At 63.0% G+C, this 26748-nt stretch carries 29 protein-coding genes; 13 read left to right on the top strand and 16 right to left on the bottom strand.

What is annotated here, in order from left to right; translation table 11 throughout:
• Positions 1-12 precede the first annotated feature (12 nt).
• The gene (yidC, locus tag FJ978_RS26680) at positions 13-1824 is read left to right on the top strand and encodes a membrane protein insertase YidC (RefSeq protein WP_140575338.1); all 1812 of its coding nucleotides are present in this window, start codon (positions 13-15) and stop codon (positions 1822-1824) included.
• 194 nt (positions 1825-2018) lie between these two features.
• The gene (locus FJ978_RS26675; RefSeq protein WP_013891886.1) at positions 2019-2579 is read left to right on the top strand and encodes a fasciclin domain-containing protein; all 561 of its coding nucleotides are present in this window, start codon (positions 2019-2021) and stop codon (positions 2577-2579) included.
• 336 nt (positions 2580-2915) lie between these two features.
• Here the strand turns inward: FJ978_RS26675 and FJ978_RS26665 are convergent, their stop codons facing one another.
• From FJ978_RS26665 to FJ978_RS26655, 3 genes are read right to left on the bottom strand one after another with little or no spacing between them, the layout of a single operon-like run.
• A complete protein-coding gene (locus FJ978_RS26665; protein ID WP_140575333.1) occupies positions 2916-4463 on the bottom strand; it encodes a DHA2 family efflux MFS transporter permease subunit in 1548 nt (515 codons plus the stop codon).
• Complete coding sequence (locus FJ978_RS26660) at positions 4460-5761, bottom strand: HlyD family secretion protein (protein ID WP_140575500.1); 1302 nt, start codon at positions 5759-5761, stop codon at positions 4460-4462. The genes FJ978_RS26665 and FJ978_RS26660 overlap by 4 nt, the downstream gene beginning before the upstream one ends.
• A 7-nt stretch (positions 5762-5768) precedes the next feature.
• Positions 5769-6233 carry a MarR family transcriptional regulator gene (locus FJ978_RS26655; RefSeq protein ID WP_140575330.1) on the bottom strand — a complete coding sequence of 155 codons (465 nt, stop codon included), beginning with the start codon at positions 6231-6233 and terminating at the stop codon, positions 5769-5771.
• 176 nt (positions 6234-6409) lie between these two features.
• Between FJ978_RS26655 and FJ978_RS26650 the strand changes: the two genes are divergently transcribed.
• The 3 genes from FJ978_RS26650 to yihA all read left to right on the top strand — a co-directional run bounded on the left by FJ978_RS26650 (position 6410) and on the right by yihA (position 8146).
• Positions 6410-6724, top strand: a complete 315-nt coding sequence (locus FJ978_RS26650; protein ID WP_140575328.1) for a hypothetical protein — start codon at positions 6410-6412, stop codon at positions 6722-6724.
• A 127-nt stretch (positions 6725-6851) separates the two neighbouring features.
• Positions 6852-7490, top strand: coding sequence for a CatB-related O-acetyltransferase (locus tag FJ978_RS26645; protein ID WP_140575325.1), 639 nt, complete (start codon positions 6852-6854; stop codon positions 7488-7490).
• Positions 7487-8146 carry a ribosome biogenesis GTP-binding protein YihA/YsxC gene (yihA, locus tag FJ978_RS26640; protein ID WP_140575323.1) on the top strand — a complete coding sequence of 220 codons (660 nt, stop codon included), beginning with the start codon at positions 7487-7489 and terminating at the stop codon, positions 8144-8146. The genes FJ978_RS26645 and yihA overlap by 4 nt, the downstream gene beginning before the upstream one ends.
• Positions 8147-8158: 12 nt before the next feature.
• Here yihA and FJ978_RS26635 read toward each other — a convergent pair whose 3' ends face one another.
• The gene (locus FJ978_RS26635) at positions 8159-8893 is read right to left on the bottom strand and encodes a TetR/AcrR family transcriptional regulator (RefSeq protein WP_013891879.1); all 735 of its coding nucleotides are present in this window, start codon (positions 8891-8893) and stop codon (positions 8159-8161) included.
• Positions 8894-9025: 132 nt separating this feature from the next.
• Here FJ978_RS26635 and FJ978_RS26630 point away from each other — a divergent pair, with 132 nt between their 5' ends.
• Positions 9026-10210 carry an HlyD family secretion protein gene (locus FJ978_RS26630; RefSeq protein ID WP_140575320.1) on the top strand — a complete coding sequence of 395 codons (1185 nt, stop codon included), beginning with the start codon at positions 9026-9028 and terminating at the stop codon, positions 10208-10210.
• Positions 10211-10283: 73 nt separating this feature from the next.
• Positions 10284-11879, top strand: coding sequence for a DHA2 family efflux MFS transporter permease subunit (locus FJ978_RS26625; protein WP_140575317.1), 1596 nt, complete (start codon positions 10284-10286; stop codon positions 11877-11879).
• Between the two features lie 123 nt (positions 11880-12002).
• Here the strand turns inward: FJ978_RS26625 and msrB are convergent, their stop codons facing one another.
• From msrB to FJ978_RS26605, 4 genes are all read right to left on the bottom strand, one after another.
• Positions 12003-12506 carry a peptide-methionine (R)-S-oxide reductase MsrB gene (msrB, locus tag FJ978_RS26620; RefSeq protein ID WP_140575313.1) on the bottom strand — a complete coding sequence of 168 codons (504 nt, stop codon included), beginning with the start codon at positions 12504-12506 and terminating at the stop codon, positions 12003-12005.
• A 225-nt stretch (positions 12507-12731) separates the two neighbouring features.
• Positions 12732-13289 carry a fasciclin domain-containing protein gene (locus FJ978_RS26615; RefSeq protein WP_140575310.1) on the bottom strand — a complete coding sequence of 186 codons (558 nt, stop codon included), beginning with the start codon at positions 13287-13289 and terminating at the stop codon, positions 12732-12734.
• 223 nt (positions 13290-13512) lie between these two features.
• Complete coding sequence (locus FJ978_RS26610; RefSeq protein ID WP_140575306.1) at positions 13513-14235, bottom strand: anti-sigma factor; 723 nt, start codon at positions 14233-14235, stop codon at positions 13513-13515.
• Positions 14232-14771, bottom strand: coding sequence for a sigma-70 family RNA polymerase sigma factor (locus FJ978_RS26605; protein ID WP_140575302.1), 540 nt, complete (start codon positions 14769-14771; stop codon positions 14232-14234). Before FJ978_RS26605 ends, FJ978_RS26610 begins: the two co-directional genes overlap by 4 nt.
• Positions 14772-14910: 139 nt before the next feature.
• On the opposite strand from FJ978_RS26605, the gene FJ978_RS26600 reads away from it, so the two are divergent.
• Positions 14911-16404 (top strand): amidase, encoded by a 1494-nt coding sequence (locus FJ978_RS26600; RefSeq protein ID WP_140575296.1) that lies wholly within the window; start codon positions 14911-14913, stop codon positions 16402-16404.
• Between the two features lie 129 nt (positions 16405-16533).
• Entirely contained in the window at positions 16534-17427 is an 894-nt protein-coding gene (gene argB, locus FJ978_RS26595; RefSeq protein WP_041164491.1) for an acetylglutamate kinase, read from the top strand.
• 35 nt (positions 17428-17462) lie between these two features.
• On the opposite strand, the gene FJ978_RS26590 is transcribed toward argB, so the two are convergent.
• The 3 genes from FJ978_RS26590 to FJ978_RS26580 all read right to left on the bottom strand — a co-directional run bounded on the left by FJ978_RS26590 (position 17463) and on the right by FJ978_RS26580 (position 20169).
• Positions 17463-17921, bottom strand: a complete 459-nt coding sequence (locus FJ978_RS26590; RefSeq protein WP_140575292.1) for a RidA family protein — start codon at positions 17919-17921, stop codon at positions 17463-17465.
• Between the two features lie 106 nt (positions 17922-18027).
• Entirely contained in the window at positions 18028-19575 is a 1548-nt protein-coding gene (bchE, locus tag FJ978_RS26585) for a magnesium-protoporphyrin IX monomethyl ester anaerobic oxidative cyclase (protein WP_140575288.1), read from the bottom strand.
• Between the two features lie 117 nt (positions 19576-19692).
• Positions 19693-20169 (bottom strand): Lrp/AsnC family transcriptional regulator, encoded by a 477-nt coding sequence (locus tag FJ978_RS26580; RefSeq protein ID WP_013891868.1) that lies wholly within the window; start codon positions 20167-20169, stop codon positions 19693-19695.
• Positions 20170-20306: 137 nt separating this feature from the next.
• On the opposite strand from FJ978_RS26580, the gene phhA reads away from it, so the two are divergent.
• Positions 20307-21143, top strand: a complete 837-nt coding sequence (gene phhA / locus FJ978_RS26575) for a phenylalanine 4-monooxygenase (protein WP_140575285.1) — start codon at positions 20307-20309, stop codon at positions 21141-21143.
• Positions 21144-21224: 81 nt separating this feature from the next.
• Here phhA and FJ978_RS26570 read toward each other — a convergent pair whose 3' ends face one another.
• Complete coding sequence (locus FJ978_RS26570) at positions 21225-21629, bottom strand: VOC family protein (protein WP_140575282.1); 405 nt, start codon at positions 21627-21629, stop codon at positions 21225-21227.
• A 102-nt stretch (positions 21630-21731) separates the two neighbouring features.
• Between FJ978_RS26570 and FJ978_RS26565 the strand changes: the two genes are divergently transcribed.
• Entirely contained in the window at positions 21732-22364 is a 633-nt protein-coding gene (locus FJ978_RS26565) for a TetR/AcrR family transcriptional regulator (protein ID WP_013891865.1), read from the top strand.
• 42 nt (positions 22365-22406) lie between these two features.
• Here FJ978_RS26565 and FJ978_RS26560 read toward each other — a convergent pair whose 3' ends face one another.
• Positions 22407-22865: a MarR family transcriptional regulator gene (locus tag FJ978_RS26560; RefSeq protein ID WP_013891864.1), complete on the bottom strand. Its 459-nt coding sequence runs from the start codon at positions 22863-22865 to the stop codon at positions 22407-22409.
• 133 nt (positions 22866-22998) lie between these two features.
• Here FJ978_RS26560 and FJ978_RS32880 point away from each other — a divergent pair, with 133 nt between their 5' ends.
• On the top strand, positions 22999-23166 hold the full coding sequence (locus FJ978_RS32880) for a hypothetical protein (protein WP_013891863.1): 168 nt from the start codon (positions 22999-23001) through the stop codon (positions 23164-23166).
• 57 nt (positions 23167-23223) lie between these two features.
• Here the strand turns inward: FJ978_RS32880 and FJ978_RS26555 are convergent, their stop codons facing one another.
• From FJ978_RS26555 to FJ978_RS26545, 3 genes are all read right to left on the bottom strand, one after another.
• Positions 23224-24663, bottom strand: coding sequence for a GMC family oxidoreductase (locus FJ978_RS26555; protein WP_140575277.1), 1440 nt, complete (start codon positions 24661-24663; stop codon positions 23224-23226).
• Complete coding sequence (locus tag FJ978_RS26550) at positions 24660-24854, bottom strand: hypothetical protein (protein WP_013891861.1); 195 nt, start codon at positions 24852-24854, stop codon at positions 24660-24662. Before FJ978_RS26550 ends, FJ978_RS26555 begins: the two co-directional genes overlap by 4 nt.
• A gap of 211 nt (positions 24855-25065) precedes the next feature.
• Positions 25066-25827 (bottom strand): GGDEF domain-containing protein, encoded by a 762-nt coding sequence (locus FJ978_RS26545; RefSeq protein ID WP_140575498.1) that lies wholly within the window; start codon positions 25825-25827, stop codon positions 25066-25068.
• 161 nt (positions 25828-25988) lie between these two features.
• Between FJ978_RS26545 and FJ978_RS26540 the strand changes: the two genes are divergently transcribed.
• A complete protein-coding gene (locus FJ978_RS26540) occupies positions 25989-26708 on the top strand; it encodes a pyrimidine 5'-nucleotidase (protein WP_013891859.1) in 720 nt (239 codons plus the stop codon).
• The last annotated feature ends 40 nt before the right edge of the window (positions 26709-26748 follow it).

Here is a 26748-nt window from a genome sequence, read left to right as displayed (position 1 = left end):
CAAGGGCTCTCGATGGAAAACAACCGGAACTTCTTCATCACCATCGCGCTGTCGGTGCTGATCCTGACTTTGTGGCAGGTTTTCTACATGAACCCGCGCGTCGAGCAGCAGCGCGAGGCCGCCAAGATCGAGCAGCAGCGCGTGGAGGAGCAGAAGAAGGCGGCCGAGGCCGCCAATCCAGGCGCTGCGACACCGGCGCCGGCCCCAGGCACCATTCCAAACGCGCCCGGCGGCGACGCCGTCACCGCGGCCGGCCGCGATCAGGCGCTGGCCGCTTCGAAGCGCGTCAAGATCGACACGCCGAGCCTCGAAGGCTCGATCAACCTGACCGGCGCACGCCTCGACGACCTCAAGCTCAAGCACTACACCGAGACCGTCGACAAGAATTCGCCCGAGATCGAACTGCTCAACCCGCAGGCGCTGCCGACCGGCTATTTCGCCGAGATAGGCTTCGTCGGCAACGACAAGACCGGCGCGGTGCCGGGTTCGGACACGGTGTGGAGCGTGGAAGGCAATCCGACGCTGAGCCCGTCGACGCCGGTGACGCTTACCTACACCAACGACAAGGGCCTGACCTTCAAGCGCGTCTTCTCGGTCGACGCCAACTACATGTTCACGGTCACGGACACGGTGCAGAATTCCGGCGCCAGCGCGGTTTCGCTGTTCAATTACGGCCGCGTCACGCGCTACGACAAGCCGGCCGTCGCCAGCACCTACGTGCTGCATGAGGGCCTGATCGGCGTGACCGGCACCGAGGGCCTGGCTGAATACAAATACGCCAAGATCGAATCCGAAAAGCAGGTCACTCCGGGCAAGTCGACCGATGGCTGGCTCGGCATCACCGACAAATACTGGGCCGTCACGCTGGTGCCGACCGAGAAGCAGCCGTTCCAGCCACGCTACGCCTTTTTCGAGGATGGCCGGCACCGCTACCAGTCCGACTTCCTCACCGATGCAATCAATGTCGATGCCGGCCAGTCCGCGACGGTCGAGACGGAGATCTTCGCCGGCGCCAAGGAAGTGGCCAAGATTAACGCCTACGAGGCGGACCGTCACATTCGCCAGTTCAACCTGGTGATCGACTGGGGCTGGTTCTATTTCATCACCAAGCCGATGTTCTGGCTGATCGACACGCTCTACAAATTCTTCGGCAATTTCGGCCTGGCGATCCTCGCCACCACCGTCATCGTCAAGGCGCTGTTTTTCCCGCTTGCCAACAAGTCCTACGCGTCGATGGCGAACATGAAGAAGGTGCAGCCCAAGATGCTCGAGATCCGCGAGAAATACGCGGACGACAAGATGAAGCAGCAGCAGGCTATGATGGAGCTGTACAAGACCGAGAAGATCAATCCGCTCGCCGGCTGCTGGCCGGTGGCGCTGCAGATCCCGGTCTTCTTCTCGCTCTACAAGGTGCTCTACATCACCATCGAGATGCGCCACGCGCCGTTCTTCGGCTGGATCCAGGATTTGGCCGCACCCGATCCGACCTCGATCTTCAACCTGTTCGGCCTCGTGCCGGTCACGCTGCCGCACATGCTGATGATCGGCGTCTGGCCGCTGATCATGGGCGTCACCATGTTCCTGCAGATGCGCATGAACCCGACGCCGCCGGATCCGACGCAGGCCGCGATCTTTACCTGGATGCCGGTCATCTTCACCTTCATGATGGCGGGTTTCCCGGCGGGTCTCGTCATCTACTGGGCCTGGAACAACACGCTGTCGATCCTCCAGCAGGGCCTGATCATGAAGCGCCAGGGTGCCAAGATCGAGCTGTGGGACAATCTGGTCGCGCTGTTCCGGAAGAAACCGTCGCCGGCTGAGTAGCCGGCCATCTTCCTACAAAAGGCTGAATAGAAGATCTCTTCTCGAAAAGCCCGGTTCGTCCGGGCTTTTTCTTTGGGTGAATATCTGTTCACGTTCCCGTGATCGGCGAAACTGCAAGCGGTCGCGGGGCGTGACTGCGTGTGCATTTCCAAAGGCTATCAATTCCGATCAGCCCTCACCCGGAGGAAGACCACATGCGCTTGCCCTCATTCAGGATCATCGCCCTTTCCGCACTCGTCGCTGGCGCGGCAATTGCCGCCCCGGCCTATGCCAAGAACCCGACAGTCGGCGGCGCGCCGATGTACGCCACCAAGAACATCGTCGAGAACGCCGTCAACTCGAAGGATCACACCACTCTGGTCGCCGCCGTCAAAGCGGCCGGCCTTGTCGACACGCTGCAGGGCGCCGGCCCATTCACCGTCTTCGCGCCCACCAACGAAGCCTTCGCCGCGCTGCCGGCCGGCACGGTCGAAACGCTGCTCAAGCCCGAGAACAAGGACCAACTCACCAAGGTGCTCACCGCGCATGTCGTGGCCGGCAAGATCTCCGGCAAGGACATGATGGCCAAGGCCAAGGCGATGGGCGGCAAATATGAGATGAAGACCGTCTCGGGCGACACGCTCACCGCCGAGGTCAAGAAGGGCAAGCTCTACATCATGGATGAGTCCGGCGGGGAGGCCAAGGTGACGATCGCCGACGTCAACCAGTCGAACGGCGTCATTGATGTCGTCAACAAGGTGCTGTTGCCGAAGTAACGGCTTCCGGCAAAGGGGATCAGGCAGGTCCGTTGGGGCTTTCTCGGGCCTGCCGCCCCCACCTCATGACGAGGTGCCATGTTTATTGGGAAGCCATATCGGCAATGGGCCGGGGTCCTGCAGTCCCTCGCAGGGCTCCGGTTTCTTTTAAGAGCAATTCCAGGAAAAGTGTGACACGGTTTTCCCGGGAAAAGCGCGTAGCGCTTTCCCTTGGGAATTGCGTAAAAACAAAGAGATAGAGCGGTTCGCCGTTTCCGTGAAACGGTGAAATGCTCTAGCGCGCGTCGGGCAGCTATCCGGTCCGGCTTCTCCCGGAATCCTCCGCCGCAAAAAAGATCACTCCATGACGGCGCTGTGGTCGACCTTGGCCGGTGTCGCGGGCTTGCGCAGCAGGAGAACCAGCGGGATGGCGGCAAGCGACAGGATCATCATCAGCTTGAAGTCGTTCATATAGCTGATGATCGTCGCCTGCAGCGTCACCACGCCGTCCAGCGCCGCGCGGCCGGCCGCGCTGTAGGGGTTCATCGCCTGGAAGATCGCCGGATTGCCGAACGCCTGGTTGAAGGGCGTCACATAGGTGGCGATGTTGGCGTGGTTGATCTGCACGTTCTGCGTCAAGAGCGCGGTGACCACCGAGATGCCGACGCTGGAACCGATGTTTCGCGACAAATTGTACAAGCCCGTGCCTTCCGCGCGCCGCTCCGGCGCCAGCGTGGCAAAGGTGATGGTGGTCAGCGGCACGAACAGGAAGCCAAGCCCGGCGCCCTGGACGAACCCGGTGCTGACGATTGTCCATTGCGAGACGTCGGGCGTCCAGCCGGTCATGTCGTACATCGCCCAGGCGGTGATCAGCAGGCCGATCAGCAGCAGCCAGCGCGTATCGACCTTGCCAATCAGTTTGCCGACCAGGAACATGCACGCCATGGTGCCGAGGCCACGCGGCCCCATGACGATGCCGGCGGTCACCACCGGATAGCCCATCAGCGTCTGCAGATAGGGCGTCATCAGCGCCAGCGAGGCCAGGTAGGTGATGCCGATGATGAAGATGAAGATCATGCCGACGGCGAAATTCCTGTCGAGGAACAGCCGCGGGTTCACGAAGGTGTTTTTGGCGGTGAAGGTGTGGACGAGGAAGATGTAGAAGGCCGACGCGCAGATCAACGCCTCGACGATGATCTCGGATGACGAGAACCAGTTGAGCTGCTCGCCGCGATCGAGAAACATCTGCAGCGCGGCAATGGTTACGCTGAGCATGCCGAAGCCCAGCCAGTCCAGCCTGGCCTTGATGTCCAGCTTGGTTTCCTGGACGAACATCGACACGCCCGCGAAAGCCAGCGCACCGATCGGCACGTTGATGTAGAACACCCAGCGCCAGGAAACATTCTCGGTCAGCCAGCCGCCGATGACCGGCCCCAGAACCGGTCCGACCATCACCGAGACGCCGAACAGCGCCATCGCCGAGCCGCGCTCCTCGACGCTGTAGATGTCGAGCAGGATGCTCTGCGACAGCGGCACCAGCGCCGCGCCGAACAGGCCCTGCAGCAGGCGGAAGCCAACGATCTGCGGCAGCGACTGCGCGAAGCCGCACAGCACCGAGGCGACCACGAAGCCGGTGATCGAGGTCAAAAGGATGCGCTTGCGGCCGAAGCGGTTGGCAAGGTAGCCCGAGGGCGGCGTCATCACGGCGGCCGCCACGATGTAGGAGGTTAGCACCCAGTTGATCTGGTCGGCGCTCGCCGAAACGCTGCCCTGTATATAGGGCAGCGCGACGTTGGCGATGGTCGTGTCCAGCGCCTGCATGATGACGGCCAGGATCACGCAGGCGGTGATGGCGCCGCGATTGGCGACCACCGCTGTGGCACCTGTCGCGGACGCGCTGGTCATGATTTTTGTCCGAACCGGCCGATGAGGTCGGTGACGAAGTCCGGCAGCCCGCGCGCATGGCCTGTGTCGATGCCGACCACGACGCTCATTCCGCCACGCAGCGGCGGCTTGCCCTGGGAATCGTCCACCGTCACGCGCATCGGGATGCGCTGCACGACCTTGACCCAGTTGCCGGTGGTGTTCTGCGCCGGCAGCAGCGAGAAGCTCGACGACGAGGCGGGGCTGATCGAGGCCACCGTGCCGTGCCATACGGCGCCCGGATAGGTGTCGACGCTGATCGTCGCCGTCTGTCCCGGCCGCACATAGGTCAGCTCGGTCTCCTTCGGCTCCGCCTCGATCCACAGGTCCGTCTGCGAAATCAGGCTGAAGGCCGGCTGCGAAGCCGGCAGGTACTTTCCGACCTGCAGCGCGTCGACATTGGTGACGACACCGTCGAACGGCGCCTTGACGACGGAATCGGCGAGGTTGCGCTGGGCGTCGTCCACGCCCGACTGGGCCTGCAGATAGAAGGGGTTCTTCTCCACGGGCTGGTTGGCGTCGCCGCCAAGCTGGGCAAGCGTCGCCTGTGCCTGCGCCTTGGCGACGGACACTTTCTGGCGCGCGGCGACTAGGTCGTGCTGGGCGCTGTCGAAACTTGCCTTGGAGGCGGTCGAGGTCTTGAGCAGATCCTGTTGGCGCTGGAAGGCGGACTCGTAGTACGGAATGTCGGCCTGCGCCTGCTCGATCTGCGACAGCGATTGCTGGTAGCTTGCCTGCAGGGTCAGCACCTGGTTGCGCACGGTCCCGAGCTGGGCCTGGGCGGCGGCAAGAGCGGTCTCGAAGGAGGCCGGCCTCAGGCGGAAGAGCACGTCGCCCTTCTTCACCGCCTGGTTCTCGTGGACGTATATCTCCTGCACCGTGCCGGAAACGTCGGTGGACACGCCGAGCGACTGGGCCTGGATGTAGGCGTTGTCGGTCGTCATCACCTGGCCGCCGGTGACGTAGTAATAGCCGCCGACGACCAGCGCGACGGGAAGTAAGCCAAACAGGATCGGCCGCGTCAGGCCGCGCTTGGGCCTTGTCGGGGCCGGGGCCGGTGGCGCCACGGCGGCGGGCGCTTGCCGGGGTTGCGGCTCCTTGGCCGGAGCCTCCAGGGTTGCCGGTTCCGGAGCCACGGACACTTCCAGCTCGTCATTCTCGATGACGACATTGGCTCGCCTCTGCTCGCGTTCGCTGTCCAGCTGGATGATCTGGTCGCGTGAGCGATCGGTGGAAGGCTCGCCTTCGGCAGGCTTCTTGGGTGCGGTCGATTCAGCCATGTGTTTTTCAGCCATGTATTTTCTCCCGGTCGACGGCAGGCTGGGTGCAAGCCGCGAGCAGATTGGATTTGATCAAGCTTAGGGTTTGCAGCAGTTGCTGCTGTGCATCCGGCGAAAGCCCGTCGAAGGCCTCGTCACGCGTCTTCTGGCCATTGGCCCGCATGATCTCGAGCAGCGGATGGGCCAGAGGGGTAAGATAGAGCAGCCATGCCCGGCGGTCGGCGGGGTTGGGCCGGCGCTCGATGAAACCGCGCGCCTCCATCTTGTCGAGCAGCCGGGCAAGCGTGATCGGCACGATCTCGATGAGGTCGGCGAGCTTGTTCTGGTGAATGCCTTCATGCAGCGACAGATAAGCCAGCACCTGCCATTGCGCCCGGGTCAGCCCCGACGACCGCGAACGCTGCTCGAACCGCTTTCGAAGCAGGCGCGCAACATCGTGCAGCACGAAGCTGATATTGGGCGAGATTGGCATGGGGAGAAATTCGGGTCTACGAGCAACTTTTCGTGAGCATGCTTATTATCATCATGCACATAATCCTGCTGGACCCGATGCACAAGACGGGTTAAGCCGCGAAAAGGAAAAATTGCATGGGCCACGACAGCGAGGAGGCGCTTGGCGGTGGGAATTTGCCGGCAAGGATTTGACGAATGAATTGGATCAAGATCGCGGCTGTCACGGGCCTCCTGGTGTGCCCCGGCATCGCGGTTGCAAAGGAAGCGGTCAGCTGCGGCGGCGCCGCCATGCTGGGGGGCGCGCAGTTGAATTGCAGCCACGTCGAACCCAAGGCACCGCCGCAATTCTGCACGTTTAGCTGGGCTCTCCACACGATGGCGGGCGATCAGAAAGTCGTCGAAGGGACGTTTCTGCTGCCGCCGGGAGCATCGAATATCGCCGTCTACCAGGGCAGCGGTTTCGACAGCGCGCTGTCCAATCCGATCGTGATCTGCCGCGGCAACAAATGAACGTCGCGACCAAGGAAGGCTCGCTCTCGGCCGATTGATGCTATAGGGCGGATCACGTTATTTTGACAAGGCGCACCCCGCAGTCCGGATGCGCCGCCGACCAATCACTTCCTCGACGGATCTCGACATGGACGGACCCAACCCCGGCATCAAGCACCCGATCCCGATGCATACGCGCGTCGGCTTCCTGAAGCCGCTGGTGAGCGTGCCGAACATCGAGATCGGCGACTTCACCTACTATGACGACCCCGATGGGCCGGACAAATTCGCCGACAAATGCGTGCTGCACCATTATCCTTTCATTGGCGACAAGCTGATCATCGGCAAGTTCTGCGCCATCGCCGAAGGCGCGCGCTTTATCATGAACGGCGCCAACCATGCCATGTCCGGCTTTTCGACCTATCCGTTCAACATCTTCGGCCATGGCTGGGAAAACGGTTTTGATCCGGCGACATGGTCGAAGGAAGTGCGCGGCGACACCGTGGTCGGCAGCGACGTCTGGATCGGCATGGAGGCGGTGATCCTGCCGGGCGTGCAAGTCGGCCATGGCGCCATCATTGCGGCGAAGTCCGTGGTGACGCACGATGTGCCACCCTACGCCATCGTCGCCGGCAACGCGGCCAAGGTGGTGAAGATGCGGTTCGATGACAGGACGATCCGGCGGCTGCTGGCGGTGGCATGGTGGGACTGGCCGGTCGACAAGATCGGCCGCAACCTCGACGCCATCAGGGGTGCCGATATTTCTCTTCTGGAGGCAGCAGCTTGAACGCTTTGAACAGCACCACGATCGGCACCGAACTTTTCACGCGCGGCTGGATCTTCATCCGCGGCGTGCCGGCCATGAAGTTCCTGCCGCCGGAAGGGCCGCCGGAAATCGCCTTTGCCGGCCGCTCCAATGTCGGCAAGTCGTCGCTGATCAACGCGCTCGTCAACCAGAAGGGGCTGGCTCGCACCTCCAACACGCCGGGCCGCACGCAGGAACTCAACTATTTCGTGCCGGACGGATTTTCGGGCGAGGGCGCCGACCTGCCGCCGCTGGCGCTGGTCGACATGCCGGGCTACGGCTACGCCACCGCGCCCAAGGAGAAGGTCGACGAGTGGACGAAGCTGGTCTTCGACTATCTCAAGGGCCGCGTCACGCTGAAGCGCGTCTATGTGCTGATCGACGCCCGCCACGGCATCAAGGCCAAGGACGACGAAGTGCTGTCGCTGCTCGACAAGGCGGCGGTGTCCTACCAGATCGTGCTGACCAAGACCGACAAGATCAAGGTCGCTGGCGTGCCCAGGCTGATCGAGGAGACGCTGGCAAAGATCAAGAAGCGGCCGGCGGCGTTTCCGTTCGTGCTGGCGACGTCATCGGAAAAGGGTGAGGGTCTCGAGGAATTGCAGGCCGCCATCGTGCTTGCCGCCAATGGCGGGTGACGCGGTTTCCCGTCAGGACTTTGCCTCGAGGGCAATCATCTGGTGGCGTTCTTCCTCGGCCAGGCTTGCGGTGCCGTAGGCCTTCAGGAACATATCGACGCCCGACCGGACGATGTGCTCGATCTCCTCCTGGCTCGGCGCCTTGACGCGATAGGCGAAGATGCACTGCCGGAAAAGACCGGCAAGGCAAAGATCGGTGAACTGATAGGCGGCAAGGTCGACGTCGTCGATGCGCAGCAGGCCGCGCTCGATGGCGGCGTTCAAGAAGGCCACCATCCTGTCATGGCCGCGTTTGGGGCCGCGCTCGTAAAACCGCGCGCCCATGTCGGGTATCCTGTCGGAGGCGCCGATCACGGTGCGCTGCGCCTGGATGACCCTGGCCGAGGTGATCTTCATCGACAGCACCTTGCCGAACTTCACCAGCGTCTGGCGCAGATCGTCGGAACGGTCGAGCAAGTCGTACATGTTCTTGAATATGCTGCCGCGCTCTTCCTCGATCAGCGCCTCGAACAGCTCTTCCTTATTGGCGAAGTATACATAGATGGTGCCCTTCGACACGCCGGCTTCGCGCGTGATGTCGTTCATCGAGGCGGCCTCGAAGCCCTTGTCGATGAAAACGCGGCGGGCGCCGTCGATGATCTGGCTGCGCTTGACCGGGTCCTGTCCGGCGGCCGGGCGGCCGCGGCGCAGGCTGTCCAGCAGATCCTCGCATTTGTCGTTTTCGGCGTCGGGCGTTGTGTCGGCCATAAAAGTCACACCTCGAAAATAATTCGAACCAAGCGGTTCGATTGCCTCTTGATATGGTCCTCTTTACGCGCTATGTCAACGTCCATCGAACCGAACGGTTCAGTCTATTATAATCTTTCCTAGAGAGATGTCATGTCCTCAAACGCGCCATCCACCGCCGAAGTCCGTCCGTTCCCCAGCGCCAAGGTTGCGCCGGCGACGGAAGCACCGGAAATTCCTGTCCAGCCGGCCGCCGCGCCGCCGCCGGAAGCCCCCGCAAAGAAAAAGCGTTCGGCGCGCTCCGTCCTGCTGCCGATCATCGGCGTTGCCCTGCTCGGAGCCGGCGCCTGGTATGGCTATGACTATTGGACGACCGGCCGTTTCATGATCTCGACCGACGACGCTTACGTCCAGGCCGACATGGCGTTCGTCTCGCCGAAGATTTCCGGCTATGTCGATCAGGTCAAGGTGAGCGAGAACCAGCTGGTCAAGGCCGGCGACCCGCTGCTGACGATCGATGACGGCGACTACAAAATAGCTGTCGCCCAGGCTGACGCCCAGATCGCCACGCTGTCGAAGACGCTCGACCGTATCGACGCGCAGACCAAGGCCGCGCAGGCTTCCCTGCAGCAGGCGCAGGCGCAGAAGGTCGCCGATCAGGCCGCGGCCGGCAATGCCGCCCGTGCCCAGCAGCGCGCCGCGCAGCTGGTCAAGACCCATGTCGGCACGCAGGCGCAATTGGACGACGCCCAGACCGCGCTCGACCAGGCCAATGCCGCGCTGGTCGGTGCCGACGCGCAGATCGCCGCCGCACAGGCCAATATCGGTGTGCTCGAAGCGCAGCGCGCCGAGTCGGCGAGCACGCTCGCCTCCTTGCAGCTCAGCCGCGACAAGGCCGCGCGCGATCTTTCCTTCACCGTGCTCAAGGCGCCCTATGACGGCGTCGTCGGCAACCGTTCCGTCGAGCAGGGCGACCTCGTCAGCCCCGGCCAGAAGCTTGCCGTCGTCGTGCCGATGGACAAGCTTTACATCGTCGCCAACTTCAAGGAGACCCAGCTTGCCCGGCTGGTTCCCGGCGAAAAGGTCAACATCTCGGTCGACGCCATCGACGGCCAGCCCATCCAGGGAACCGTTTCGTCGCTCGCTCCGGCCTCAGGCGCGGTCTTCTCGCTGTTGCCGCCGGAAAATGCCACCGGCAACTTCACCAAGGTCGTGCAGCGCGTCCCGGTCCGCATCGACGTTCCGGCCGATGCCCTGAAGACCGGCAAGCTGCGCGCTGGCTTGAGCGTCGTCGTCAACGTCGACAGCCGCACCGCACCTGCCGCGACGACCAACTAGGCGCTTTTCGGAGGGCGGCTCGGGGGCTGATTAAGCACTGAGCCGCCCGGCCTGCCTCAAGGAGGCCCATGCAATGGCAACCGCAACAATCACCGCAGGATCGCCGCCGGCACGGCCGTCCGTCCCTGACACCATTTCCACACGCCGCATCATTGCCTTCCTGGCGATGGTGTTCGGCATGTTCATGGCGATCCTGGACATCCAGATCGTCTCCGCCTCGCTGGCCGAGATCCAGGCGGGCTTGAGCGCCAGCTCCGATGAAATTCCGTGGGTGCAGACGGCCTATCTGATCGCCGAGGTGGTCATGATCCCGCTGTCGGGCTTCCTCAGCCGCATGCTCTCGACGCGCGTGCTGTTCACCATCGCGGCGGCCGGCTTCACCGCCGCCAGCGCGCTCGCCGCGACCGCCACCAACATCGACCAGATGATCGTCTACCGCGCCGTGCAGGGTTTCATCGGCGGTGGCATGATCCCGAGTGTCTTTGCCGCGGCCTTCACCATCTTCCCGCCCTCGCGCCGCGCCATCGTCTCGCCGATGATCGGCCTGGTGGCGACGCTGGCGCCGACCATCGGCCCGACCGTCGGCGGCTATATCAGCCATGCCTTTTCATGGCACTGGCTGTTCCTGGTCAATGTCGTGCCCGGCATTCTGGTGGCGACCGCCGCCTGGTCGCTGATCGACTTCGACAAGCCCAATCTCAAGCTGTTCAGCAAGTTCGACTGGTGGGGTCTTGCCGGCATGGCGGCGTTCCTCGGCTGCATGGAATATGTGCTTGAGGAAGGCCCCAACAATGACTGGCTGCAGGATCATGCCGTGTTCATCTGCGCCATAATCATGACCATCGGCGCGGTGGTCTTCTTCTGGCGTGTCTTCACCGCCGAGGAGCCGATCGTCGACCTCAGGGCCTTCAGCAACATCAACTTCGCCTTCGGCTCGCTGTTCTCGTTCGTCATCGGCATCGGCCTCTACGGCCTGACCTATCTCTATCCGGTCTTCCTCGGCCGCATCCGCGGCTACGATTCGATGATGATCGGTGAGGCGCTGTTCGTCAGCGGCCTGGCCATGTTCGTCACCGCGCCGATCTCCGGCATCCTGTCGAGCAAGATGGATTTGCGGCTGATGATGATGATCGGCTTCTTCGGCTTCGCCACCGGCACGTGGTGGATGACGCACCTGACCGCCGACTGGGATTTCTATGAGCTGCTTATCCCGCAGATCCTGCGCGGCTGTTCGATGATGCTGTGCATGGTGCCGATCAACAACATCGCGCTCGGCACCTTGCCGCCCGACCGGCTGAAGAATGCGTCCGGCCTGTTCAACCTGACGCGCAACCTCGGTGGTGCCGTCGGCCTTGCTCTCATCAACACCGTGCTGATCGATCGCAACGCCTTCCACTACGCAAGGCTGTCGGAGCACGTGCAGTGGGGCAGTGCGGCGGCCCAGCAGAAGCTGCAAAACATGACGCTCAATTTCGAGCAGACCACCGGTCTCGATGCGGCGAGTGCCGCGATCTCCAAGCTGTCGGGCATGGTCCAGCAGCAGGCGGCGCTGCTGTCCTTCATGGACGTGTTCTACATGCTGACGGTGCTGTTCGCGACGCTTGGCCTGTTCACCATGCTGATCAACAAGCCTGCCGCGCCCGGTGGCGGCGGAGGCGGCGGGCACTAAACAAAAATACCCTACGTGGGCAGCGGTTTCGGGAAGCTCCTCCAGTCCACGCCCGAAAGGCTCTGACCGCGCGAAAAACTCCGGGCCGCAAAGCCCGGAGTTTTTCGTTTGAAGCAGAGTTCGTCAGGCCGTGGCGGGCTTGAAGCTCAGCGCCACGCCGTTGATGCAATGGCGCAGGCCGGTCGGCGCCGGGCCGTCGTCGAAGACATGGCCGAGATGGCCGCCGCAGCGGCGGCAATGCACCTCGGTGCGGGTCATGCCCAGCGACCGGTCCTCGGTCTTGCCGATACCATTGGCTATCTCCTGCCAGAAGCTCGGCCAGCCGGTGCCGGAATCGAATTTCGTCTCCGAGGGATAGACCGGCAGATCGCAGCCGGCACAGGCGAAGATGCCCTTGCGGTGCTCGTTGAGCAGCGGGCTGGTGCCCGGATATTCGGTGCCTTCCTTGCGCAGCACGTCGAAGGCGGCCGGCGACAGGATGGCCTTCCATTCGTCGTCGGTCTTGGTGACCTCGAACTTCTCGGCGGCTTGAGCTGCCTGCGGGCTGCCCATGCGCAGCAAGGTGGCTGCGGCCCCGACGACACCAACGGCAGCGACGCCGCTCAAAAGAAAGTCGCGACGGTTCATGACCAGTTCCTCCGATTGTCTATTTTGCCAAACTATGCCGCCACGCGAAAGTCAAAAGCCGGTGACGGTTGCCCTCGACGAACTCCGCGCCATTCCACGGGTGGATCCGTGGGCGGCGCGGAGCACGCGTGTCGCTTGCAGGTCCGGGAGCGAGACGATGCAATCGACGGAGGGCTCTTGCTGCAGGTTCGCCGCGGCAAGCCCTTTGTTACATTTTCGGGCCGATCACATCTTCGGGAGCAGGACCTTGTCGATGACGTGGATGACGCCGTTGGACTGCTCGACATCGGCGATCGTCACATTGGCGACATTGCCGTTCTCGTCGGTGACGGTGACCTTGCCGCCATCGGCCTTGAGCGACAGCTCGCAGCCGCCGGCGGTCTTGACCTTGTGGGTGCCGCCTTCGGCCTTGGCCATCGCGGCCACGTCGGCGCCCATCGCCTTGGCGCCGATGACATGGCAGGTCAGGATCTTGGCGAGCTTGTCCTTGTTCTCGGGCTTGAGCAGCGTGTCGACCGTGCCGGCCGGCAGGGCGGCAAAGGCTTCGTTGGTCGGCGCGAAAACGGTGAACGGACCGGCGCCCTGCAGGGTTTCGACCAGGCCGGCAGCCTTGACGGCCGCGACCAGCGTCGTGTGGTCCTTCGAATTGACGGCGTTTTCGACGATGGTCTTGTTGGCAAACATGGCGGCGCCGCCGACCATCGGGTTTTCGGCATAGGCGGCGGTGGCAAGCGCGGAAACGGCGATCGTACCGGCAAGCAAAAGGGTGGCGAATTTACGCATGATGTAGAACTCCTCGGGTTTTCTCTTCCCATTTTTGGGGACGCGAGGAGATACGGAACACAAACGCCGGAGTTTCAGTATATTTTTCGTTTTTGAATTTATCTGAGCGCGAGGAAGAAATTGTCCAAGCTGTAGTTTGCCGGCTTGGCGGCACTTTAGACGTGCGTGATGAAGGATAGACTTGCTATCGCCAATACCATGGTCACAAGCGCGAACGGTCGGGCTAGATGCTCTTCAAATCGCCCGCGGCAACTACCGGTCCGGTCGGCTGCCCAGTTGGCGAACCGCCTGATGGTTCGAGGCTGACGGCCAACACCGCGCCTTGCGCCAGCTTCTGCTGCGCCGCCGGCGAGACGACGATATGCGCGGTCGCTCCGCTCGGGATGACACCCATCGAGACCGGCGCGTTCTTGCCTTCGATCATCCACAGTTCGAAGTCCTTGCCGGAAGCACGCTCGCCGGAGACATGCGACAGGCTGACTTCATGGTGCGCGGCATCGTAGACGGCGAGGTATTTGACGTCGCTGCCGTCGGCGGCCAGCGAGGCGACTAGCCGCGTCTGCGGCTGGACGGCCACCGGATTGACGTAGGGCACGGCAATGTAGAGCGCGAGCGCGGCAACCGCCGCCACCGCGAGGCCGCGCCAGAAGGCGAGGCTGGACCACAGGCCGGCACGGGGTTCGGCGGGTGCGGCCGGGGTCGATGCAAACAGGCGTCGATCGACAGCCGCCTTCACCGATGCCGGTGGCTCGATTTCCGGATAGGCGTCAGCCAGTGGCGAGAGGCGAACCTCCCAGCCGTCGACAAGCCGCGCGAAATCGGTCTCGGAATCGATGCGCCTGGACGCGATCTGCCGCTCGTCCGCAGGCAGCACGCCAAGAATGTATTCGGCGGCGAACATGTCGTCGCCCCCACGTTCCGGTCCATTGTCTTCTGCGAGCGTCATCTCTCCAGGCATTCTCTGAGTTTCATCAGGCTGCGGCGCAGCCAAGTACGCATCGTGTTCAACGGCACGCCATGGCGCTCCGCCAGTTCGGCATAGCTTTCGCCCTTGAGATAAGCGCCCCGGACGGCCGCCGCCCGGTCCTTCTCCAACTCGTCGAGACAATGATGGACGCGTTCGGTCTCGTCGCCCGCCACCGCCATCGCTTCAGGTCCCGGCGCCGGATCGGCCACGTCGAGCGCGGCATCGATATCGGCGGCAGGTTTGCGCCGCGCCCGGATGCGATCGATCGCATGATTGCGCGCGATCGCCACCAGCCAGGAGATCGGGCTCAGATCGGAGACAGCAAAACGGTCCGCCTTCGTCCATATCTTGACGAAGACTTCCTGCAGCGCTTCTTCAGCATCTCCCCGGTCGTTCAATACACGAAGGCATACGCCGAAAAGTTTCGCGCTGGTCTGCCGGTAGAGCAGATCGAACGCGGCCCGATCCTTCATCGAAGTCCGGACGATCAGCTTGGTGATGTCCTGCGGCGTCATGCCGAGCCAAATTAGGCAATTGCGTTGTATTTGCAACGACGGAAATATTCGATGCACCTAAAGTTCCAGCGTCCGGACGCAGGCTTCGATTGCCAAGGGAATCGCCGCTGGCTAGCTTGGCGGCAATGGGGGGACGCACATGTCGGTCGAACGGATCCTGTGGGAAGAAGACGCAACCGGCCTTGCCGATCTGGTGCGCAAGGGCGAGCTGTCCGCGATCGAGCTGACCGAGGCGGCGATCGCACGCGCCGAGGCCACAAGGCCTGAAATCAATGCCACGGCCGAGCCGCTCTATGAAGCCGCACGGGCGCGGGCGAAAACCATGGACCGTTCGTTGCCGCTGGCCGGCGTGCCCTTTGCCATCAAGGATCTCGGCATCGCCATCAAGGGCGTACCGTCGCATGGCGGCAGCCGCATTCCCGCCTGGCTGCCCGATGTCAATTCGGTGATGACCGAGCGCTACCTCGCCGCCGGACTGGTCCCGATCGTCACCTCGACATCGCCGGAACATGGGCTGCGGCTGATGACCGAATCCAAGGCCTTCGGCATCACTCGCAATCCCTGGAACACCGGACACACCACCGGCGGCTCGTCCGGCGGTGCGGCAGCCCTGGTCGCCGCCGGCGTCGTGCCGGTGGCGCATGCCTCGGATGGCGGCGGCTCGATCCGCGTGCCGTCCGCCTGCACCGGGCTGGTCGGCCTCAAGACCTCGCGCGGCCGCATCCCGCTGACGCCGCTGGTGAGCGAAAGCTGGTACGGCATGGTGGTCGACCATGCTGTCACCCGCTCGGTGCGCGATTGCGCGCTGCTGCTCGACCTCACCCACCGTCCCGACTCGCTGTCGCCCTATGCCGCGCTGCCGCCGAAGGGCACATTCGCCGCTGCCGCCGCGCGCGATCCCGGCAAGCTCAGCCTGGCGGTCTACCGCAAGTCGCCGCTTGGCCTGCCGATTTCGGCCGAGACGATGAAAGCGCTGGACATCGCGGTGGCGCTTGCCCGCGAAGGCGGCCACACCGTCGAGGACATCGACCTGCCCTTCATCGAGCGTGATTTCTTCGCCGACTTCTGCAGGACGGTTGCCTCCGCCGTGGCCGGTACGCTGCGGGCGGAAGCGCAGCGCGTCGGCCGTGCCGTTACCGGCGACGTCGAGCGTGCCACGCGGGTGCTCGGCCGGTTGGGCGAGATGGTTTCGGCCGGCGAGACCTATGCTGCCCTGCAGCGGCTCCACGCCGCCTCGCGACAGCTGATCACGGAGACCGCGCAGTACGATGCCGTGCTGTTGCCCATCATCGCCCACCCGCCGCTCGCCTGTGGCGCCATGGATCCGCAAGGCGCCGATGAACTGATCGAGAACCTGCTCGACAAGCTTCACCTCACGCCCTTGCTTAAGGTGAAGTCCGTGTTCGGCCAGCTGATGGACAAGAGCCTATGGTTCACCCACTGGCCGGCGATCCACAATGTCAGCGGCCAGCCGTCGATTGCGCTGCCCGTCCACGTCACCGATGCCGGCCTGCCGCTCGGCATCCAGGCGGCCGGCCGGCCGGGCGACGAAGAAACGCTTTTGTCCTTCGCCGCACAGATGGAGAAGATTTCGGGCTGGCTGAAGCGACGGGCGCCGCTGATGATGCCCTGATAGTGACGAGGCCGTGAACCCGGCGAATATGACAACAATGACATTTGCGGGCAGAACCAATTCCCGCTAAGACGCCGCCGGTCTCAACGGTGCATGTCGCCATAAAATCAAAGCCAGGGAACCATGCCGATGACGGAGATAACCGCCACCGCCGAAATGCAGGCAGCCCTGCTGTCGCGGGCGCTGCCCTACATGCAGCGCTACGAGCACAAGACGGTCGTGGTGAAATATGGCGGCCACGCCATGGGCGATATCGAGCTCGGCAAGGCTTTCGCGCGCGACATCGCGCTGTTGAAACAGTCCGGGGTCAATCCGATCGTCGTCCATGGCGGCGGGCCGCAGATCGGCGCCATGCTGGCCAAGATGGGCATCGAATCCAAGTTCGAGGGCGGCCTGCGCGTCACCGACCAGAAGACGGTCGAGATCGTCGAGATGGTGCTGGCCGGCTCGATCAACAAGGAGATCGTCGCCCTGATCAACGCCGAGGGCGAATGGGCGATCGGCCTGTGCGGCAAGGACGGCAACATGGTCTTCGCCGAAAAGGCGCGCAAGACCATGATCGACCCGGACTCCAACATCGAGCGCGTGCTCGATCTCGGTTTTGTCGGCGAGCCGGTCGAGGTCGACCGCACGCTGCTCGATCTTCTGGCGCGCTCCGAAATGATCCCGGTGCTGGCGCCGGTGGCGCCCGGCCGCGACGGCCACACCTACAACATCAACGCCGATACCTTCGCCGGCGCCATTGCCGGCGCCTGCAAGGCCACGCGCCTGCTGTTCCTGACCGACGTGCCCGGCGTGCTCGACAAGAACAAGAAGCTGATCGACGAATTGACCGTCGCCGAGGCGAGGGCACTGATCAAGGACGGCACCGTCTCGGGCGGCATGATCCCCAAGGTCGAGACCTGCATCGAGGCGATCGAGCGCGGGGTCGAGGGCGTCGTCATCCTCAACGGCAAGACGCCGCATTCGGTGCTGCTCGAACTTTTCACCGAACATGGCGCCGGCACGCTGATCGTGCCCTGACGGGTCCGCGGCTGTGCCCGCCTGCGCGGCACGCACTAATCCGGCAGGGCCGCCACCGCCACGATCTCGATGACCAGATCGGGATGGGCAAGTGCAACCACTCCGATCACCTCCGATGGCGGCGGATTGTTGTAGCTGCAATGCTTTGGGCAATGCTCGGCAAAGAATTCATCCATCACGTCCAACCGGAAATTTGGCGAGCTCAAGGCCCCGCCGTCCGGAAACGGTCCCTTGACGTACTGGGTGATCTTGACGAGATGCTCGAGCGAACTGCCGAGTTCCTCCAAATCCGATTTGATGTTCGTCAGGATGGAGCGCCATTGCGTCGCCGCGTCACCAACGGCACCTCCCTTGCCACTCGACGGATCGTAGTTCTCGGCGGTGCCCGTATTTCCGGCAAGGAAGACGAACCCCCTGGCTCCCGTCACGACAGTGCCTTTCCCCCAGGGCATCAGCCGGTCACCTTTCATCTTCTTATGCGTGACAAGGTTCATCGCTTCCTCCTGCCGGTAACCAACGGTTCGATTGCAGAAAATTAGCGCACTGCCCGCCGGCCGCCAGGGCCAGCCTCGCGGCAGCGACACCTGGAGGAAGCGCCACTCAGGCGGAGCGCGATTGCGCGACGGCGTACGCGGCCGGTTTTCGGGCTGGACGCTGGAAGATCATCGCTTCTTCCTCGGCATCCTGCGGCGCGCCCCAGAATTCGGCGAGCGTCGGCCCGTCTTTCACCCTGATGTCGCGCGCCAGAAAACCCCAGACTTCGCGGAACCAGACACGGCGGCCCATCCGCGTATACCAGCGCATCGAATGCCGCTGCTCGGGATCGGGGTGGAACAGGATGCGCGCCAGAGCCTTTGGCCGCGACTGCACGGCGAGTTCGATCAGCTTGACCAAGAAGAACAGCATCCACGGCTTCAGCCGGGTCATGTGCAGCACCTGATGCTTGTAGTCCCACAGCCGGGCGTCCTGCTGGATCACCTTGCGGTCGCGGGCAATCCTGAAGAACGGCGTCCAGCGATGCGGCGTCACGTAAAGCGCCTGGATCTGGTCGGGGTCGTAGGCGATGAGCTGGCGAAAGCCGCGCCAGAGGTCGCGAAACCCCTCATCCTCGAAACCGGCCACCCAGGTCGCCATCGACAGGATGCCATGCTTTCGCAGCAGCCGGATCGCCTCGCGGTCGGATGAAATGCTGCCACCCTTGCGGATCAATTGGAGTGTCTGCTCGTCGGTGTTCTCCATGCCGAGCAGCCAGCGGATGACACCGGCCTTGCGGTAGAGATGCAGGATATCTGCGTCGCGCACGATGTCGTCGGCCCGCGTCGAGCCGACGATCAGCACCGGCACGTTCTCGGCGATCAGGGCGTCGAGAAAGGCGCGCCAGGCCTTCTTCGATACGGTCGGGTTCTCGTCGGCGAGATTGATCAGTTCGACGCCGTGCTCGCGGTGCAGCCAGGCGATTTCCCGCGCGAATTTTTTGGGATCGCGGTGCCGCCAGCGGGTCCAGAAGCCGCGCTGGCCGCAATAGTTGCACAGATGTGGGCAGCCGCGCGAAAACTGCATGACCACGGCGCGCTTGCCGCCCCAATAGCTGTAGCGGCTGTGGTCGATCAGTTCCCAGCCGACGCGGTAGGCGTCGAGCTCGGTGATGGTCATCGCCGGCTGCGTCGCGAAGGGACGGCGCAAATCGTCGCGAAAGGCGATGCCGGCCACGCTTGCCGGCGGCTGGTGCATTTCAAGCGCCTCGACCAGCGCCACGACGGTCGCCTCGCCCTCGCCGCGCACGATGAAGTCGAAGACATCGGTCGCCCCGAGGATGTCACGCCAGTGATAGGTCGGGAAGACACCACCATAGATGACGATGGTCGCCGGCTCGCGTGCCTTGATCATCCCGGCGATCAAAAGGGCGGTCGGGTGCGCCGAGGTCGAGCCGGAATGGCCGATCAGGACGAAGTCCGGTCGATCGTCGAGTGCGCTGCGCACCACAATGTCGAGCGGCATCGGCCCGAATTCGGCATCGACCAGCCGCACCTCGTGGCCGGCATCGAGCAGCGGGCCGCCCACCGCCAGCAGGCCAAGCGGCGGCAGATGATCGTCCGGCACGCGGCTGCCGATAGCGGTGTGCGGCGGATTGATCAGGACGATTTTCATGGCGGACCTCCTGGAGGGATGATCCGCGCATGCTGGCCGGCGATGTGGACCCCGGCTTGGCCGGTTTCAGCAGTTTGCGTGCAGCTTCTCCGCAGGAATGCGGAAGGATGGGCGATGTCATCGCTTCAGGTGCGCGAGCGGCACGTGGCCGGGCCCCTTGATGTTCTGCAGCACCAGCTGGGTGTGCACGTCGCGCACGCCGTCGAGCCGCATCAGCCGGTGCATGACGAAGGCGTTGAGTTCGTCGACCGACGGCACCATGACATGCAGCAGGAAATCGTGGTCGCCGGTCATCGTCCAACATGATGACACCTCGTCCATGCGCTGCACCGCGGCAATGAAGCTTTCGGGCGAGCCGTCGCTGTGGCTGACCAGGCGCACCTGGATGAAAACCTCGACCATCAGGCCGACCGCGCGGCGGCTGATCACCGCGGCAAAGCCCTTGATGATGCCGGCATCCTGCAGTGCCTCGAAGCGCCGCGCGCACGGCGTCGTCGAAAGGCCGATCTCCTGCGCCAGCTCCGATACTGGCTTGCGGCCGTCGCGCTGCAGGACATCGAGCATCTTGATCTCGAAATCATCGAACTGAGGCATTTTCACTCCTATAGCGCAGATTGTGAGTGAATATTATCCACGATATCGCATTCGAGCTACCACAAAAGCCGATTTGCCCCGGCAAATCCGGTTAGCCTTTCGGCAGGTCACCATCATGATTTGCAGGGAGAAAAGCCATGACGACGATGAGCGTTGCCGAATATGCCCGCGACTGCGCGGCGCAAGGGTTGCGTGGCGACTATTCGGTCTGCCGTGCCGATTTCACCGTGGCGCAGGGCTATGACTACAGCGCCGAGGAACAGGCGGTGTGGCGCACATTGTGCGACCGCCAGACCAAGCTGACGCGCAAGCTCGCCCATCATTCCTATCTCGACGGTGTCGAGAAGCTCGGCCTGCTCGACCGCATCCCCGATTTCGAGGACGTCAGCGCCAAGCTGCGCAAGCTGACCGGCTGGGAGATCGTCGCCGTGCCGGGTCTCATACCGGCCGCCCCCTTCTTCGATCATCTCGCCAACCGCCGCTTCCCGGTCACCAACTGGCTGCGCACCAGGCAGGAACTCGACTACATCGTCGAGCCGGACATGTTCCACGATTTCTTCGGCCACGTGCCGGTGCTGTCGCAGCCGGTGTTCGCCGACTTCATGCAGATGTATGGCAAGAAGGCCGGCGACATCATAGCGCTCGGCGGCGACGAGATGATCACCCGGCTCTACTGGTATACGGCCGAATACGGCTTGATGCAGGAGGCAGGCCAGCCGCTAAAGGCCTTTGGCGCCGGCCTGATGTCGTCCTTTACCGAATTGCAGTTCGCCGTCGAGAGCAAGGACGCCCATCACGTGCCCTTCGACCTCGAAACAGTGATGCGCACCGGCTACGAGATCGACAAGTTCCAGCGCGCCTATTTCGTGCTGCCGTCCTTCGACGCCCTGCGCGATGCCTTCCGGACCGCCGATTTCGAGGCGATCGTCACCCGCCGCAAGGGCCAGCCAGCACTCGACCCGGCGACGGTCTAGTGGATCCGGCTCCCGTGTTTAAGGCGCGTCGCGTGGATCCATTTCGACGCGACGCGCCTTGGGCGCTTTGATCTCGCCAGGCTATTGCATGGCAGACGGGTTCATCCACAGGAACTCCCAGACGTTTCCGTCTGGGTCTTCGATGTGACGGTTGAACATGAAACCGAGATCCTGCGCTGGATTGGGATCGGCGCGGCCGCCTGCCGCCACGCCCTTCTCGATTATGGCATTGACCTCGTCCCTGCTGTCGGTGGTGAGCGCGATCAGCATCTGGCTGTCACGCTTGGGATCGCCGATCTGCCGCGCTGTGAACTGGCTGTAATGCTGGTGCGTGAGCAACATGACACCAATGGAGTCCGAGAACATGATCGAGCTGGCCTGGTCGTTCGAGAACTGCGGATTAAGCGTGCCCCCGATCGCGAGATAAAAGTTTGTCGCTGCCTGCAGGTCGCGCACCGGCAGATTAAGGAAGATCATCTTGGTCATCGGTCTAGGCTCGCCTTCGTTGACAGGGTACTAGTCAGTCCAGTACCGTTTCAGAGCTATCATACGGGAACGGTACCGTCTAGTACCGGTCGAGAGGCGCCAATGGAAATCGAAGGTGAGACCAGATCGGCACGCAAGGATCGTGAAATCATCCAGGCGGCCACGGCGGCGTTCATCGGCAAGGGCTATGATGGAACCAGCATGGAGGAAATCGCCACAAGGGCGGGAGCTTCCAAGCAGACCATCTACAAGCATTTCACCGACAAAGAGACGCTTTTCGGCGAAGTCGTCCTATCAACCGCTACCCAGGTCAACGATGTCATAGAGTCCGTGACGACACTGCTTTCCGAGGCGAAATTCATGGAGGGCGGCCTGCAGCAGCTTGCTCGACGTTTGGTAACGATGCTCCTGGATGAAGAGTTGTTGAAGCTGCGGCGCCTGATTATCGCCAACGCGGATCGAATGCCGCAGCTTGGCCGCAGCTGGTACGAAAAAGGTTTTGAGCGCATGCTTGCCTCGACGGCGTCCTGCTTTCAAAAGCTCACCGATCGAGGGCTGATGCAAACCAGTGACCCCCGTCTGGCAGCCAGCCATTTGTTTGGAATGCTTCTTTGGATTCCCATGAATGAAGCTATGTTCACGGGAAGCAATCCGCGCTCCAAGGCCGAACTTGAACGGCACGCGGATGCTTCGGTGGAGGCGTTTCTTGTCGCCTATGGGGTCCAGCCGAAATAATCCGGTTCCCTGCCGGCGTTTAACGCCGCGAACACATGGCCCCTATCGCCCGGGAATGACCGGCCCCTCGGCCTTCAGCCGCGCAAGCTGGTCGCGCTGCAGGTCGAGCGCGGCGTTGACGAAGCGCGATATTGTGGCAAGTTCGGCGTCGCTGAAGGCGGCTATGACCTTTTCGCCTTCCCGCGCGATGGCGCCGTAATAGCGTGCCGACAGATCCCGCGTCGCCTCGGTCGCCTCGACCACCACCTTGCGCCTGTCCTCGAGGCTGCGCGTGCGTGTCAGCAGGCCACGCGCTTCCAGCCGGTCGATCAGCGCCGTCACCGCGGCCGGGGTGAGCCCGGTTGCGGTTGCGATCGCGCCGGCCGATTGCGGTCCGCCGTAAAGCAGTCCGAGGCAATGGCGCTCGGCCATGTTCAGCCCGAGCTTTACCCCGACCGCTTCGTCATAAGCCTGCGTCGCGTCCTGCCACTGCATGATGGCAAGGCCGATCTCGGCCGTCATTGCCTTGCGATTTCCACTTGACGAGTTTATTTCGATCATCTAATTATCAATCTGTCTAACATTTAGACTATCGCAGCAATATGCGGCTGCGCCGAAGACATGGCAAGAGCCTGCCGCCGACAAGGAGTGAAAAATGAGCTTGATTCAACAGCGCGCGCCTCTCTCGCATGATGAGGAGTTCAAATACGCCAAGCTTGCAATGGAATGGTATGGCTGGGGCTCTCCCATCGGCCTCGGCATTCTGCTCGTATCCCTGGCCGCCGCAGCGGTGCTGGTGCGCATCGCCATCTACGGTTTTTGAGCCGATACCAAGCTTTGCCGGCGCCGTCTTCAGCGCCGGCAGAGATTGCAAGGGAGCTCAGACGGCAACCACCTTGGCCAAATGCTCACCCAGCCGGCAGGCCAGCGCGGTGATCGTCGTTGTCGGGTTGGCTTGCCCCGACGTGCAGAACACCGAAGAGCCGCCGACATAGAGATTGTCCATGCCATGCACCTTGCAGTTGGCGTCGACCACGCTCCTGGTGACGTCGGTGCCCATGCGCGTGCCGCCCATATGGTGATGGCCTGCCGTCTCGTCGTTGGTCGGATAGTCCTGACCATTGGCGATCCAGTCGGCGATGCGCACCCGGCCGAGATTCTTCTCGATCAGCGTGGTGCCGAACAGCCTAAGCCCCTCGAGAAGGGTACGGCGTTCCAGGTCCGATTTCTTCCAGTGCAGTTCGATGCGCGGCACGCCGGCGTGGTCGACATCGGTCTTCGACAGTTCGATCTGGTTGGAGGCCCGCGGCGCCTGTTCCCAGGCGACATAGAGCTGGGCCGCGCAACGCAGGTTCTGGCTCAGCTTGGAGGACATCCATTCCGCCATGTTGGGCGCCGTGCAGGCAAGATCGGCGATCAGGCTCTTGACCCCCGGATACGGCGTCTCGATCAGACGGATGCCGAAATTCATGATCTGCAGGCGCTCCATCGCGGCGAGCGTCGGCGAGAAGAAGGCCTCGTTGACGGCATCGACCTCGAACGCGCCGTAGTCGGCCAGGATGGCATTGCCGCCCTCGAAGGTCGGGTGCTCCATCCAGTAACGGCCGAGCGCCGCCGCATTCGGCACCACGCCGCCGTTCGAGCGCCGGTTCGACCACAAAAGCAGCCGTGAATTCTCCAGCCCGCCGGTGCAGACGACGAAATAATCAGCGCTGAAGAAGCCGGCATCCTGGCCGTCGGACCACAGCCTGGCACCGGTCACCCGTTTGCCGTCGCCGGCAAGTTCGGTGGCATAGGTGTTGAGCACGACCGCGATATTGCCGCTCTTGTCGAGTTCGTCGCCGAATTTCTCGGCGAAACGCACCGCCGGGCTCTTGATCAGCTGTACCCAGCGAATGTCGTCCGATATCGGCACATCCGGCCGAAAATCGGGAAGGTCGAGGATGTCGTGCACCTCGTTCAGGTAGGGCTCGATATCGGCGCGGCGGATCGGCCAGCCGGTGTCGGGTGCCCAGGCTTTCGACTCGAAATCCTGCTTGTCGAGCACGCGGCACCATCCGGCCCAGTGGTTGGAGCTGCCGCCCATGAACCGCAGCCGGGTGATGTCGAGGTCGAAATAGAAATCGCCGACCGTGGTGCCGCGGTAGAAATCCTGGGATTCGTCGCTGAAATCCCGCGCGCCGGCTTCCAGCACCACGACCGGAATGCCGGCGGCACCGAGCTTGCGGGCAATGGTGGTGCCGGCAGGGCCGGAACCGAGGATGCAGACCTTGGGTTTGAAATTGGCGGCGCGATACGCCTCGTAACTGTCGAAGATCATGCCAGATCGCTCCGCTTCAGGATCCAGCCATTGGCCTCGACGATTTCGTTCGGGTCGGCCAGTGCATCGACCCGGGATGCGTCGGGAGGGGCGGCGTCGGCATCAGGCGATTTGCGGAACAGGGACAGGGCAGGCATTGCGATCAGCGCCTGCATGATCGTGCGGCGCGACATTTCTTTGAAGAAACTCATGACTGGTCTCTCGATGGGGCCTCGACTGCGCATGGCGTTCCCGGAACGGGACATGCATCGGGGAGGATGCCTGTTTCGTGCCAAACCTAACCATGGAGCCGTTTCAAACCGGATAATGGTGCGGCCGGCTGCAAACAAAGTTAGAAATCTCTTAACGGCGGCGCTGGCTTGAGTGGCCCATGGACCGGTCTCCCAGCCATTCGCCGGCGGCTCATGCGGCGGCCGAGATATCCGTGTCGAGGATCGATAGGTTGCGGCCCGCGTGCTTGGCTTGATAGAGGCGCCGGTCGGCGGCGCGCATCAGCTCCGATACATTGGCTTCCTCGCCGCAGACGGTGCCGCCGATGCTGACGGTCAGCGGAATGGTCCGTTCGTCGACGGGCCGGAAGCGGATCAGCTCGACCTCGCGGCGAATGCGCTCGGCGACGCGCTTGGCCTCTTGCTCGGTGGCTCCGACCAGGAACGCGCCGAACTCCTCGCCGCCGATGCGGCCGAGCACGTCGCCGTGGCGCACGCCCCGTTCGATCGCGCTGGCGATCAGCAGCAGCGCATCGTCACCGGTCAGGTGACCGAAGCTGTCGTTGATCTTCTTGAAATGGTCGGCGTCGATGATCAGCAGCGCGCCGCGATCGGACTTGCGTCGGGAGCCATCCAGCGCGGCGAAGAAGCTCTCCCGGTTGAGCATGCCGGTCATGTCGTCGCGGCTTGCCTTTTCCGCCAGGCGGCGATGCGCAGCGGCGAGCTGGGCGTGCGCCCGGGCAAGTTCGCGATGCGCGTTTTTCAGCCTGTCGCTCTGCCAGAAGGTGCTGGCACAAGCAACCCAGGCGAGTACCAGCGGACAAACAGTCGAGGTTAGCCAGATCGTCCGGCTGATCGGAAATCCCATGGCCGGAACGATGATCAGGGTCAGCAGGAGAGAGATGGCGACGGAGGCGAAAGCGATAGCGGCGGACTTCAGAATTATGGTGTTCATCGCTGGCTCCCACAGGACTGTCTCTGTGCCAGCAAGCCCTGAAGGCCACCTTTCCCGGATGCATAAAATTTGAATCGTGAGCCCATTTTTGCCACTTTGGTCGCGCGGAAGTTGTGGATAAAGTGCCTTTCGGAATCCGCGTTTCATGCCATAAGGGGCACATGACCACGCTCCCCGATCCCGCCCGCTTCGCTCATGTCACCGACTGGGTGTTCGATCTCGACAACACGCTCTATCCGCACCATTCGAATCTGTTCTCGCAGATCGACGTCAAGATGACCGCCTATATCGGCGAGTTGCTGGCGCTGCCGCGCGACGAGGCACGCAAGCTGCAGAAGGAGCTTTATCTCGAATATGGCACGACGCTGAACGGGCTGATGACGCGCCACGGCATCGACCCCGACGATTTCCTCGAGAAGGTCCACGACATCGACTATTCGTGGCTGGTGCCCGACCCGGTTCTCGGCACCGCCATCCGGCAGCTTCCCGGCCGCAAGTTCATCTTTACCAATGGCGACCGCAGGCACGCCGAGCGCACCGCGCGCCAACTCGGCATCCTCGACCATTTCGACGACATCTTCGATATCATCGCCGCCGACCTCAATCCCAAGCCGGCGCGCCAGACCTACGAGAAGTTCGCCGAACTGCACGCCGTCACCGGGCACAATGCGGTGATGTTCGAGGATCTCGCCCGCAACCTTTCCGTGCCGAAATCACTGGGCATGACCACCGTCCTGGTGGTGCCGCGCAATTTCGAGCCGACCTTCTCCGAAATATGGGAGCGCGACCCCGCGCAAGAGGACGACGTCGACTTCGTCACCGATGATCTGGCGACGTTTCTCACGGCGATTGTGGAAGGGGTGGAGGAGTTGAAGAACTGAGGAATTGAAGTACTGGGGAAACTGAGGAACTGGGGAACGA

Source organism: Mesorhizobium sp. B1-1-7 (genome assembly GCF_006442705.1).
Classification (GTDB): Bacteria; Pseudomonadota; Alphaproteobacteria; order Rhizobiales; family Rhizobiaceae; genus Mesorhizobium; species Mesorhizobium opportunistum.
The sequence above is the reverse complement of the archived record's forward strand: the minus strand, read 5'-3'. Positions and strand labels throughout refer to the sequence as shown.